Origin of the sequence: Cycloclasticus sp. PY97N, assembly GCF_002443175.1 — a bacterium.
Lineage (GTDB): Bacteria > Pseudomonadota > Gammaproteobacteria > Methylococcales > Cycloclasticaceae > Cycloclasticus > Cycloclasticus pugetii.
In genome coordinates this window covers 469,681-482,778 of record NZ_CP023664.1, presented here as the reverse complement: position 1 = coordinate 482,778, position 13,098 = coordinate 469,681, and the positions used below count along the sequence as shown (strand labels likewise).

Here is a 13,098-nt window from a genome sequence, read left to right as displayed (position 1 = left end):
CTACATGACTGCCGTCAGGTCGATATCATCTCGTAGTGCTTGTAACATTGCCTGAGTCGTATCCCCTTTTGACCATTCGGTTAGCCCAACCGAAAAAGAAACTGGGCGGCCATCACCTTTGGCAAACAAGGACAAATGCGGCTCTTCATTAAATTTTTTTAACAATGAAGCAGCAGATTGATAATTGGTCTCGGGCAGTATCACCAGAAAGGTATGAGGATCCAGCATGCCAATTTGATCGGCCCAGCGCAGCTGGTCTTTAAGAAAATAAGCAATGCGTTTGACGCAACGCGAGAATAGTTGGCTATCCATTTGATCTGGAAAAAAATAACTGATTCTTAACAACGATAACGGGTTATCGTAACGACGACTACGACTAATATGCCCATCCAGCATTTCAACAATCACATCATTACTCATCATCCCAGTTGTTGGGTCTTTTAAGTTTAAGCCAGACAAATCATCCTGTAGTCGTCTGCACTCATTACCAATAATGACTAAGTCCGTACAATCATGAAAAAAGTAGATATCGTACTCAGGCGTCTTGATATGTTCGCGCCTGAGCCACCGTTGCTGAGTTTGCTGCGGCGGCACAGGAAAGGGGTTACCGGCGCTCAGTAACAAAGAAGTCAACTCACTACTTTTGAACGTCGTACTATCTTGTATTTCTTCTTGTTGAAGCAAAGATAACAGGTAAGGGTTAAGCCATTGAACGCCTTGCTCATTCATTACCAACACACCAAAATCTGCAACGTCTAGTGCTTGCTGTCCCCACCCTCCTGACAATGAATCAAACATCTTTTAGCTAAAAGTTACTGTTATTAGTCGTACCCTAAGTATTGCTGATTTTTTCAAAAATACTGTTTTTTCTTAGCTTTTCTTCATTCTGCTAACAACGTCTTTGCATCCATTATTGCTTGGCGTACTTGATTTGGCGCTGTTCCACCCAAGTGGTTTCGCGCACACACAGAGCCCTCTAGGGTCAGCACCTGAAAGACATCATCGCCGATGTCTTGTGAAAAGCCCTGCAACTCGTCAAGCGACAACTCCGATAAATCACGGCCCGTTTCAGTACCTAAGCGCACTGCCAACCCTACAATTTCGTGTGCATCTCTAAATGCAATGCCTTTACCTACCAAGTAATCTGCCAAATCTGTTGCTGTGGAAAAGCCTTGTTTAGCGGCCTTCAGCATCGATGCTTTTACTGGCTTAATATTCGGCACCATATCGGCAAACGCACGCAAAGACCCTAAAACCGTATCGACGGTATCAAACAACGGCTCTTTATCTTCTTGGTTATCTTTGTTGTAGGCTAAGGGTTGAGACTTCATCAGCGTTAACAACGACACCAAGTGACCGTTTACGCGCCCTGTTTTACCGCGCACCAATTCAGGCACATCGGGGTTTTTCTTTTGCGGCATGATCGATGAACCGGTACAAAACGCGTCTGGCAAATCAACAAAATTAAATTGCGCGCTCGTCCATAAAACAATTTCTTCTGAAAAGCGAGATAAGTGCGTCATCAACAAGGCAGAGGCCGCACAAAATTCTATTGCAAAATCACGGTCACTAACACCATCTAAAGAATTGGCTGACGGGCGAGAAAAACCCAACAATTCTGCCGTCATAAAGCGGTCAATCGGGTAACTCGTTCCGGCTAACGCGGCTGATCCCAGCGGCATAACATTAACCCGTTTTGCACAATCTGCAAACCGTTCGGCATCACGCTTTAGCATTTCAAACCACGCCATTAAGTGATGCCCAAAGGTGACCGGTTGCGCCACTTGTAGGTGTGTAAAGCCAGGCATAATCGTATCAGTATGCTGTTCGGCCAAACTAACCAGACCTTGTTGTAAGCGCTTCAACTCCGATTGAATCATCCCTAGCTGGTCACGCAAAAACAAACGAATATCTGTCGCCACCTGATCATTACGTGAACGCCCTGTATGCAGCTTTTTACCTGCCATGCCGATACGTTCGGTTAACGCCGCCTCAATGTTCATGTGCACATCTTCCAATGCAACAGACCATTCAAACTCACCCGCTTGAATACAGCTTAAGATATCCGCCAAGCCTTCCTCTATCTGCTGACATTCTTGCTCAGTTAGAATCCCCACCTTGGTCAACATTTTGGCGTGAGCGACTGAGCCTTGAATATCATACGGTGCTAGACGTTGATCAAAATCAACGGAGGCTGTAAATGCCTGAACAAAGGCGTCGGTGCTTTCAGTGAAGCGGCCGCCCCACAATTTATTTTGTTTATCTAGTGACATGTCTTTAGCTACAAAAGTGAATTTTCGCCTAGTATATCACTTAAGAATCGCTTACTTTAGAACGAATAGAACATAGGCTAGCACTTCCAGCATGGACAAAAGTTCTCTCACACAACAAGCTTATTTTTTGCCGGACATGTGTCTTGCTAAGAATGTCCTGTATCTCACGCTTATTTCTCAATTACTGGCCATTATTCTTGCCTTAAATACCAGCTTTATAAGTGGTGACTTTTGGGTAGCGCTTAGTTTAAATGCCTTGTTTATTTTATGGGTTGCCTTTACATGCGCTGCTATTTTTTGCGCTTTGAAAGAAAAAATAAACCGTTGTTCTCCAACCCAGATATGTCTTCTGATGTTTTTAACCATCAACCTTACAACCTTGTTCATTACCTGGGTCATCTCTTTTTTATTACCCCAGCTAGACCTATTTGCAAGTTCCCCAAATAGCTACCTTAGTATCTATTTAAGAAATACGGGTATCAGTATTATCTTTAGCCTTATTTTATTACGCTTTCTATACATTCAATTTCAATGGCGCAGACAAATAAAGGCAGAAGCCGATGCACAACTTGATGCATTACAGGCCCGTATTCGACCACATTTTTTATTTAATAGCCTAAATACCATTGCCAGCCTAACGCGAATAGACCCACCCTTGGCTGAGTCGCTGACAGAAGACTTAGCTGAATTATTTCGAGCTAATATGCAAACCTCTAAACGACTGATTCCTTTTAGCCAAGAACTTGCTTTCATTCAACAATATTTAAATATCGAGCAAACCCGTTTAGGTGATCGGTTAACCATACGGTTAGATATTTCAAACATCCCAAGCGATGCCCTCATCCCGCCGTTAAGCATTCAACCTATCATTGAAAATGCCGTTTACCATGGTATTGAAACGGTCGGTGACGGCGGCGAGCTGAATATTTCTGGCAGTATGGAAAAAAGTATTATTCGTTTACTCGTCAAAAACCCTATTGGCAATGAACACGCATCAAAGGAGCGAGGCGGAAACAAGATGGCCTTGCATAATATCCGCCTTCGAATGGAGCAATGCTTCCCAGGGCAAAGCCAGTTACTGGTCAGCTCAAGCGATTTAGAATTCCAGACCCAACTTAAATTTCCATACCAAAAGTCCCTCTTATGAAAATCTTAATTGCAGATGATGAACCACTGGCAAGGCAACGTTTAAAAAGACTAGTCGATGCAATTAGCAGCCACCACACTGTCTATGCCGATGCCAGTAATGGGGTTGACGCATTAAAGCAATGCATTGATATCCAACCTGAGCTGGCTTTACTGGATATTCGCATGCCAAAAATGGATGGTTTGCAAACCGCTACTGAAATAGCAAACGCTCAATTAAAAACACGGGTAGTCTTTGTCACCGCCTACGACGAATACGCTATTGAGGCTTTTGATAAAAATGCCATTGATTATTTGCTTAAGCCGGTTAAACAAGCTCGATTAGATCAAGCCATTGATAAAGCAGCGCAATACATGGCGCAGCCCATCAATATCAAACAAGCCGCGCCATTATTATCACGACCACGCCAACACCTTTGCGCTCATACACATCATGGCCTTAAAGTCCTGAACGTCAACGATATCTTATTCTTCAAAGCTGACCATAAATACGTTCTCGCGGCGACTGCAACAGAGTCGATATTAATCGAAGACTCGCTGAAATTACTGGAGGAAGAATTCGGCACACAATTCTTTCGCATTCATCGTAATGCCCTGGTTAATACAACTGCCATACACGCTATTACAAAATCTGCCTCGGGCCAATTCGAGCTGCAGCTTAAAGGCTATAAAGACACCTTGAGCATCAGTCGACGACACAAAGCCGAATTAAACCGTTTTCTGCGACAGAAAGACTGAGTCTCCTTAAACATGTCGTCACCGGCTGATATAATCCGTCTATCTCACAACCCTTTGTTACCGTCATGTCTCTGATTAAAATCGCAACTCGCAAAAGCCCATTAGCCCTTTGGCAAGCTAAACACGTCGCTAAATTGCTAAAAGCATCACACCCTTCACTTGAAATTGAGTTGGTTAAAATGGTCACCCAAGGTGACAAAATTCTTGACACACCCTTAGCAAAAATTGGTGGTAAAGGCCTTTTTATTAAAGAGCTTGAGCAGGGAATGCTAAATGGTGATGCAGACCTCGCCGTTCACTCGATGAAAGATGTACCCGCTCAAGTACCAGAGGGCTTTGAAATTGGCGCTATTTTGTCACGTGAAGACCCTCGGGATGCCTTTGTTTCCAACGCCTACTCAAGCATTAACGATTTACCCCTAGGCGCTGTTGTTGGCACCTCAAGTCTTAGGCGTCAGAGCCAGCTACTTAAAATGCGCCCTGACTTACACATCAAATCACTTCGAGGAAACGTAAATAGTCGCCTGCAAAAGCTAGATAACGGCGATTATGATGCCATTATTCTTGCTGCAGCGGGTCTGATTCGCCTTGGCTTTGAGAACAGAATAAAAATGCCCCTTCCGGTTAACACATTGTTGGCGGCTATTGGCCAAGGCGCTATCGGCATAGAATGTAGGCAGGGCGACACGGCAACACTAGCGCTCATTGAATGCTTACATGACAAGCCTACAGCTATTCGTGTGCAGGCCGAACGCGCCATGAATTTCACACTGGAAGGTGGGTGCCAAGCCCCCATCGCGGGGCACGCAAGGATTAAAGGTGATATTTTACGCCTACATGGTTTGGTCGCAGAACCTGATGGCAGTGTAATGATCACTGAACAACTAGAAGGCCCCCTTGAGGATGCAGAAAAGATTGGCGTTACCGTTGCTAACCGTCTCTTAGCTGCCGGTGCTAAGGAGATTCTAGACAAACTGTACGATCATGCAGAGTAATGAAAAAACTGTCTTAGTCACGCGGCCGGCCCATCAATCAGATCACCTATGTGGCCTGTTAACGGCAGCAGGCTTTACACCAATTCGCTACCCAACCATAGCGATTCAAGCTGTTGAAAATACAGCGCATATTAGCAACACTTTATACCAGCATAGTAACTACGATTACCTGATTTTTATCAGTGCAAATGCAGTTATACAGGCCGATCGCCTAATAGATCATCAATGGCAAAAAACACCTTCTGGCATGATTGCCATTGGGCCTAAAACAGCCGACACGCTGGACCAACTCGGTTTAAAACCTGCCATTACTGCCGCTAAACCCTTTAATTCTGAGCGCCTACTTACACAGCTTCCAAGCGACCTTAAGCAAAAAAAAGGGCTCATCATTAAAGGCAAAGGAGGCCGTACTTTATTGGCTGAACAACTACAAAAACGCGGCATGACCGTTGATACTCTTGACGTATACCAACGCACATTACCTAATAATTACAAGACAAGCCACAACAAGAAACCCGCCTACATCACTATCACTAGTCAACTGGCCTTAGACAACCTATTTCTAATCCCGCCAAGGCCTATTGGTGAGCTTAAACAACAGTGTACTTTCGTGGTCTTTAGCGAACGACTTGCCCGCTACGCCAGCAGTCTTGACTGCCAACATCTGCTCATTAGTCATGGGGCTAGCGATAAAGGCTTAGTCTCTGCCATCAACCAAGACAAAAAACGCTAACAAATTTTTTTAAGCATCGTAGCTGTTTCGGCGCTATACTGAAGAGGACCATAACTGACTTTACAACCATTAGGCTCTATGTATTGAAATGACCTAATCTTTATCACTCACGGATATCTGTCATGAATGACTCATCAAAACAGGAAGCGCACACTGAAGACAAACCTAACCCTAAGGCAAGCAGTAAGCAGCCTGAAAAGGTAGTGGCAAAGACATCATCTACTAATCAGCCCAAACAAAAATCAAGAAGTGCGATTGCTTGGCTGGCCATTTTTTTAGTTATTCTGGCCACCATGGCTGGGTACCTCGCCTTTAAGCAACTCACTCAACACATTAGTCAACTGTCGAGCAGCATCGACGCACTTAAAAACGACACGTCCGGAGCTTCAAACGAACTCCAATCTAAAACCCGTCAAGTTAGCAATCAGTTATCAGACCTTAACTCACACGTTGAGCAGCTCGAGCAGTCGGCAGATGAAAGGATCACTTTATTACAACAACAAGTCGGCAAAAATAGGCGTCAATGGCTTATTGCTGAAGCTGAGTATTTAGTGAGTGTGGCCAATACCCGCTTACAATTAGCCGGAGACGTTGATACCGCCATTGTTGCTCTACAGACCGCTGATCAACGACTTAAAGAAAATGGCGACCCCCTAACATTTGCCATTCGTCAACAAATAGCAAAAGAAATAAACCTTCTCAACAGTACCGTCTTACCAGATACGGTAGGTCTTTCGTCGCAACTTTTGGCCCTAGAAGACGCCGTTTCTAACATGGGTATTAAAGCGCCTCATGCCGGTACCGCTCAAGCACCTGAAATTGGTAAAGGTGATACCTCCCCTATTCCAGAAAATATTCAAGACACCCTTAACGATGCTTGGGAGAGCTTCAGTAAATTAATCGTCGTTCGGCGCAGCGATAAACCTTTAGCCGCGTTGATGACACCAGAGCGCATTGAACTGATTAGAAAAAATTTAGCCTTAAAGCTTGAATCAGCCAGGCTAGCCTTAATTAACCAGCAACAAGCCCTTTACACTGCGAACATCGCCATTGCTAAAACTTGGCTAGGTGATTACTTTGATCATAACAACCCTGCTGTAAAAACGGCCCTTAAGCAACTTGATAAGCTTGAAAATACAGTCATCAAAGCTGAGCTTCCCTCTATTGCCTTATCGTTAAAGATGCTGCGCGATTTGCCCCTATTAAGCATGTCAGCCGAAGACAGTACCGCCCCTTCAATCACTATTGCTACCCCTGCTTCCATAGAAAAAAAGGATCTCAGCTCACAGCCACCAGCTGAAGAACCAGCCCCCCTCGCAATAGACAATAACATGCCAACTTCGGCAGCTCCGGAACCTACTAAAGCAGAGCAATAGAGGCAAGCACTATGAAACTAATACTTCTTCTCATACTCGCTCTAGTCATCGCTAGTGGACTTGCTTATCAGGTACATCTGGAACCTGGATACGCCCTTTTAACTTATGGGCACGTATCCATTGAGACGTCTCTGGCAGTCCTGTTGTTTGTTACATTGATTATTTTCATTGGTTTTTATTTCTCTTTAAGAGCCCTGCTCACTCTTAAACGTAGTCCCAAAAGCATCAGCAGATGGAACCAAAAACGTAAAACGACCCGCTCACAAAAAGAAATTAATAAGGGCCTGATTAATTCTGCCGAAGGCAATTGGCAGCGCTCTGAAAAACTCTTAGTCAAGCATGCTGAACAAAGTGACACCCCTTTACTGAACTACCTTAGCGCCGCCCATGCCGCCCAGTCTCAAGGCGCTTATAATCGCCGAGATGAATATTTATTTAAGGCAGGCAAGACGTTGCCCGACCAAATACATGCCATTCAACTAACACGTGCTAAGTTACAACTCGCCGCTGGTCAATTTGAACAGGCGCTTGCCACACTGCAACAGCTAAGAACAGCAACACCTAACCACCCTATTGTTTTAACGTTGTTAATGAAAACACATCTACAGTTAAACGAGTGGGAAGCTCTTTATCATTTACTACCATCAATAAAAAACAACCGAAAAATTGCTTCACAAGAGTGGCTACCGGTTGAAGAAAAAGTGTTAACACAGTTATTTTCAAACAACCTTGAGTCTGGCCAATTAACGCTTAGTATGATTTGGAAGGCACTCGACAAAAAACAGAAGCTAAACCCTCGTTACCTGATCGCTTACACTTCTCAACTGATTCGCACAGGCGATAATGCCACCGCTGAAGAGCTATTGATTAAGGGCCTAAATGCACAAGCAAACCCTGACTTACTGGCTCAGTATATGCAATTAACTATTCCAGCAGAAAAAAAACAGCAGCAGCTAGAAAAATGGTTACGAAAACATGGGGCCAGCAGCGAATTTTTTAATGCACTGGCGCAACTTTGCATAGAGCAAGAGCATTGGAGCAAAGCTAAATCATACCTAGACGACAGCATTTCACTGCAACCGTCTAGCTTAGCCTATCTGCTATTAGGCCAAGTGCAAGAACAGTTAGGCGACCCTAATAACGAGGCAAGCGCCCACTATAAAACGGGGCTTGAGCTGAGCATAAACGCAAACAAACTAAACCTGGCTCCATCAACAAGCCAATCCAGCTAATCTAGCCCTAAGGTTGACCATAGTTCGTCAATCTTAAGCTTAACCGGTACGCTCATTTCAATCGGCTTACCCCATTCTCGCGTGGTTTCCCCTGGCCATTTATTTGTCGCATCCAAACCCATTTTTGAACCTAAGCCAGAAACTGGCGACGCAAAATCTAAATAATCAATCGGCGTGTTTTCAATCAACGTCGTATCTCTGGATGGATCAACACGTGTGGTCATGGCCCAAATAACTGATTCCCAATCACGAATATCCACATCATCATCCGTCACAATAACAAACTTGGTATACATAAATTGCCGTAAAAATGACCAAATACCAAACATGATTCGTTTTGCATGCCCTGGGTATTGCTTTTTAATGCTGACTATCGCCATCCGATAAGAACAGCCTTCTGGTGGTAAGTAAAAGTCTTGAATTTCAGGAAAGTGTTTTTTTAAAATCGGCACAAATACTTCATTCAACGAAACACCCAAAATAGCAGGCTCATCAGGTGGCTTGCCCGTATAGGTTGAATGATAGATAGGGTTTTTACGATGCGTTATTTTTTCAATCGTAAAAACAGGAAAACGTTCAACTTCATTGTAGTAGCCTGTATGGTCACCAAACGGCCCTTCATCTGCCATTTCATCAGGGTATAAATAGCCTTCCAGAACAATCTCAGCACTAGAAGGAACTTGTAGATCATGCGTTAAGCAATCTGCAATTTCTGTTTTAGAACCACGTAATAACCCTGCAAATGCATATTCTGATAACGCATCCGGCACAGGCGTTACCGCCGCCAAAATGGTGGCAGGGTCAGCGCCCAACACAACGGCTATTGGAAAGGGCTCCCCTGGGTGCTCTGCTTGCCATGCTTTAAAATCTAGCGCTCCGCCTCTATGCGCTAACCACCGCATAATGACTTTATTGCGCCCAATCACCTGTTGGCGATAAATACCTAGGTTCTGCCGTTTTGCTAATGGCCCCTTAGTGATGACTAATGGCCACGTAATCAGTGGCCCCGCATCATCAGGCCAACATGTTTGAATCGGAAAATCAGCCAAATTAACAGCCTCTCCTTCAATAACAACCTGCTGGCACACGGGTTTTTTAACCACCTTTGGCGCCATATTAAGTACTTGCTTATAAACCGGTAATTTTGCCCAAGCATCCTTTACACCTTCTGGTGGCTCAGGTTCTTTAAGTGCTGCCAGCACTTCACCGACATCCCTTAATGCACTAACAGTATCTTGCCCCATCCCTAAAGCAACCCGTTTCGGCGTTCCGAATAAATTAGCTAAAACCGGTATCGAATAACCTTTAGGGTTTTCAAATAGTATTGCTGGTCCTTCCTGTTTCAACACCCGGTCACATATCTCTGTCATCTCAAGATGAGGGTCAACCTCTTGATTGACTCGCTTTAACTCACCTAACTGTTCAAGTTTTGAGATAAAATCACGTAAATCCTTATAATCCATACTTACTTTAGACTGTTCATTATGATGAGATTATAAAGTAACACCAATATAAAAACTAAGATATGAAATACGATATAACACTGGATGCGAAAGGCTTAAACTGCCCGCTACCGTTACTAAGACTCAAGCAACAGCTTCAAAAATCTAGCCCGGGCGACATTATTAAAATGTTAGCAACCGACCCTGCCTCTCATCTTGATGTTGGCGTGTTTATTGATAAATCAAACCATCAAATGTTAAGGCATGAACGCGATGATGATATTCAATGCTTTTACATTAAAGTGGCCGATTAATAGAACTACTGCTTACATCACCAAAATGCAACAAAGGCGCTAATCAAAGCGCCTTTGTTGTTGGAAATGCTTAAATTCTAAACCCACCATGCCGTTTCAGCTGACGGGCATCTTGAAATTTTATACCCAGATACACGCCAATAAGCATACTAAGAATCAATAACAACAGACTTAGTCCTGTAAAAGAAAAGCTGACGGGCTCATTATCTGTTGGCGGCACCGTTTTTGTCACATTGGCTACCAACGGGTGTTGCTCATTCTCTTGCTGTAGCTGTTGAATGGTCTTTTCCGCCTTAGCCAACGCCTCTTGTAGTTCTTCAGTGATACGTTGATCGTTCTTTTGCTCATTCGGCACAACCTCTTCAGTCGGCTGATTTAATTTCGTTAATGTCGCTTCTGCACGATCTAGCTTTTCTTGAAGCTGCCTGTATTTACTTTGAAGTGAAAGCAGCCTAACCTTTGCCGGCTTTTCTTCTGATAAAAACCGTTTTTCAACCCACCCCGTTTCACCACCCACCAACTGCACTTTTACAAAGCCCTTAGCCTCACCTATTAATTCAACAGGTGTGCCACTTGGGAGTAACTGTGTAGGTTGTTCACTATTATTAGGTTCAGCATACATGCCAGCTAATAATTTATCAGTTATATGTGCTGCATTCGCCATGGCTGGCAAAAACAACAGCAAAAAGAAAACGTGCTTTAACATCTTATGCTGCAATGCCTGAATGCTTCAAGAGAGCATCTATTGTTGGCTTTCTTCCTCTAAACGCTGTAAATAATTCAAGCGCATCATCGCTCCCTCCCTTTTCTAAAATGTTGTGTAAAAAAGAACGCCCTGTTTGCTCATCAAAGATTCCTTTTTCTTCAAACAACGAAAAAGCATCGCTAGATAGAACCTCCGCCCACTTATAACTGTAATAGCCTGCCGCATAACCTCCTGCAAAAATATGTGAAAAGCTATTCGGAAAACGATTAAATTCTGGTGTTTTAACAACACTAACATCCGCTCTAACTTGTTCCAACACATCATAAATTTGCGAATCGTTTGTTGCGTCATATTCCAAATGAATTCGAAAATCAAATATTGAAAATTCAATCTGCCTCACCATCTGCATACCCGACTGAAAGTTCTTCGCTGCCAACATTTTTTCAAATATTTCCTGTGGCAGTACCTCACCCGTTTTATAGTGACCAGAAATTAACGGCATTACCTCTGCTTGCCAGCACCAGTTTTCCATAAACTGGCTAGGTAACTCAACGGCATCCCATTCCACACCATGTATGCCGGACACACTTAAGTAATCAACTTGTGTCAGCATATGGTGCAAGCCATGTCCAAACTCATGAAAGAGCGTTTCTACTTCGCCATGAGTTAGCAACGATGGGTCTTCACCGATAGGTGGGGTGAAATTACACGTTAGATACGCAACCGGCGTTTGCACCCCGTCTTTCTTTTTAAAACGGGTCACGCACTCATCCATCCAAGCCCCTCCTCGCTTATGCGGACGAGCAAAAAGATCAATAAAGAACCGACCTCGGTGAACACCTTTTTCATCCGTAATGGAAAAAAGCTGCACATCTTTATGCCAGGTATTAACGTCTTTTACTTCTGAAATATTAAGCCCATACAGTTTCTCAACCACCTTAAACATCCCTGTTAATACACGATTTGCAGGAAAATATGGCTTCACTTCTTCTTGAGAAAACTGATACCTCTCTTGACGTAGCTTTTCTGAATAATAAGCGACATCCCACGATTCAACAGCACCTTTATGTCCTTGCTTAGCAGCGAAGTCACATAAGGTCGCATAATCTTTTTTAGCCATTGGCAAAGAGCTATCGGCCAATTGATTTAAAAATGTCAGTACATCCTCAGGCTTATCGGCCATTTTGGTGGCCAACGATAAATGAGCATAACTTTTGTAACCTAACAATTGTGCCTTTTCATGTCGCAAGCCCACGATGTCTTTCATCAACTGTGAATTATCCCAGCTTTCTTTGCCAGTTCCTTGATCAGACGCCCTTGTTACAAAAGCATGATGTATGGCATAGCGTAACTCACGGTTATCTGCATACGTCATCATTGCCATATAGCACGGGAACTCTAACGTCAGCATCCAACCGTCTTGGTCCTTTTGCTGCGCTGTTTGACGGAGTAGATCCATCGCCGATGCGGGCAAGCCTTGCAAATCAGCCTCATCTGTCACCAATTGACTCCAATCATTGGTGGCATCCATTAAATTTTCTTCAAATTGGTTCGTTAATGTCGACAATTGCTGCGATATATCCATATAACGTTGTTTTTTATCACTCGGCAAAGCCACCCCCGACAACTCAAAGTCGCGCAACGCATTATCAATAATCTTTTTTTGTGCCGTGCTCAATACCTTATACTCAGCCCCTTTTTTAATCGAAAGATAAGCAAGGTAGAGCTCTTTATTTTGGCCAATTTCTGTTGAGTATTCGCTGAGCTTAGGTAAACAATTAGAATACGCTTCACGCCACTCGTCATTGTTCATCACCGAGTTTAAGTGACTGACTGGCGACCACACTCGGTTTAAATAATCATCCATCAATTCAATCGGGTGCACCAGGTTTTCCCAACTGTATTCTTTGCCCCCCTCAAGCAAAGAAGCTATTTCTCTTTTATTTTTTGCTAGCACCTCATTAATAGCTGGCTCAATATCGGCTGCAGTTATTTCACTAAAGTGCGGAAGCTCAAATTCTTCTAATAAAGGGTTTGTCATATTTTTATACAGTTGAAAAATAAAGTATTTTCGCATGCTTCAGTGCAGCTTCCAAGCCTCAACACTTTGCATAACGAATACTTAAACTAAGAAGCCTAGCTG

At 43.5% G+C, this 13,098-nt stretch carries 12 protein-coding genes; 7 read left to right on the top strand and 5 right to left on the bottom strand.

What is annotated here, in order from left to right:
• Together CPC19_RS02415 and argH are read right to left on the bottom strand one after the other, a co-directional pair.
• On the bottom strand, positions 1 to 798 hold the full coding sequence (locus CPC19_RS02415) for a GGDEF domain-containing protein (protein WP_016390868.1): 798 nt from the start codon (positions 796 to 798) through the stop codon (positions 1 to 3).
• Positions 799 to 881: 83 nt separating this feature from the next.
• Positions 882 to 2,273 (bottom strand): argininosuccinate lyase, encoded by a 1,392-nt coding sequence (gene argH / locus CPC19_RS02410; protein WP_015006882.1) that lies wholly within the window; start codon positions 2,271 to 2,273, stop codon positions 882 to 884.
• Positions 2,274 to 2,364: 91 nt separating this feature from the next.
• On the opposite strand from argH, the gene CPC19_RS02405 reads away from it, so the two are divergent.
• The 6 genes from CPC19_RS02405 to CPC19_RS02380 all read left to right on the top strand — a co-directional run bounded on the left by CPC19_RS02405 (position 2,365) and on the right by CPC19_RS02380 (position 8,493).
• Positions 2,365 to 3,420 (top strand): sensor histidine kinase, encoded by a 1,056-nt coding sequence (locus CPC19_RS02405; RefSeq protein ID WP_016390867.1) that lies wholly within the window; start codon positions 2,365 to 2,367, stop codon positions 3,418 to 3,420.
• Positions 3,417 to 4,157 (top strand): LytTR family DNA-binding domain-containing protein, encoded by a 741-nt coding sequence (locus tag CPC19_RS02400; protein ID WP_016390866.1) that lies wholly within the window; start codon positions 3,417 to 3,419, stop codon positions 4,155 to 4,157. Before CPC19_RS02405 ends, CPC19_RS02400 begins: the two co-directional genes overlap by 4 nt.
• Positions 4,158 to 4,222: 65 nt before the next feature.
• Positions 4,223 to 5,152, top strand: a complete 930-nt coding sequence (hemC, locus tag CPC19_RS02395) for a hydroxymethylbilane synthase (RefSeq protein ID WP_016390865.1) — start codon at positions 4,223 to 4,225, stop codon at positions 5,150 to 5,152.
• Entirely contained in the window at positions 5,142 to 5,885 is a 744-nt protein-coding gene (locus tag CPC19_RS02390) for a uroporphyrinogen-III synthase (RefSeq protein ID WP_015006886.1), read from the top strand. Before hemC ends, CPC19_RS02390 begins: the two co-directional genes overlap by 11 nt.
• Before the next feature lie 122 nt (positions 5,886 to 6,007).
• On the top strand, positions 6,008 to 7,261 hold the full coding sequence (locus CPC19_RS02385; RefSeq protein WP_016390864.1) for a uroporphyrinogen-III C-methyltransferase: 1,254 nt from the start codon (positions 6,008 to 6,010) through the stop codon (positions 7,259 to 7,261).
• An 11-nt stretch (positions 7,262 to 7,272) separates the two neighbouring features.
• The gene (locus CPC19_RS02380; RefSeq protein ID WP_084709601.1) at positions 7,273 to 8,493 is read left to right on the top strand and encodes a heme biosynthesis HemY N-terminal domain-containing protein; all 1,221 of its coding nucleotides are present in this window, start codon (positions 7,273 to 7,275) and stop codon (positions 8,491 to 8,493) included.
• On the opposite strand, the gene ubiD is transcribed toward CPC19_RS02380, so the two are convergent.
• Positions 8,490 to 9,956, bottom strand: a complete 1,467-nt coding sequence (ubiD, locus tag CPC19_RS02375; protein WP_016390862.1) for a 4-hydroxy-3-polyprenylbenzoate decarboxylase — start codon at positions 9,954 to 9,956, stop codon at positions 8,490 to 8,492. The two genes, CPC19_RS02380 and ubiD, sit on opposite strands and share 4 nt — an antisense overlap.
• Positions 9,957 to 10,018: 62 nt before the next feature.
• Between ubiD and CPC19_RS02370 the strand changes: the two genes are divergently transcribed.
• The gene (locus tag CPC19_RS02370) at positions 10,019 to 10,249 is read left to right on the top strand and encodes a sulfurtransferase TusA family protein (protein WP_015006890.1); all 231 of its coding nucleotides are present in this window, start codon (positions 10,019 to 10,021) and stop codon (positions 10,247 to 10,249) included.
• Between the two features lie 70 nt (positions 10,250 to 10,319).
• Here CPC19_RS02370 and CPC19_RS02365 read toward each other — a convergent pair whose 3' ends face one another.
• Positions 10,320 to 10,955, bottom strand: coding sequence for a TIGR04211 family SH3 domain-containing protein (locus tag CPC19_RS02365; RefSeq protein ID WP_016390861.1), 636 nt, complete (start codon positions 10,953 to 10,955; stop codon positions 10,320 to 10,322).
• Position 10,956: 1 nt separating this feature from the next.
• Complete coding sequence (gene prlC, locus CPC19_RS02360; RefSeq protein WP_084709599.1) at positions 10,957 to 13,032, bottom strand: oligopeptidase A; 2,076 nt, start codon at positions 13,030 to 13,032, stop codon at positions 10,957 to 10,959.
• Between the last annotated feature and the right edge of the window lie 66 nt (positions 13,033 to 13,098).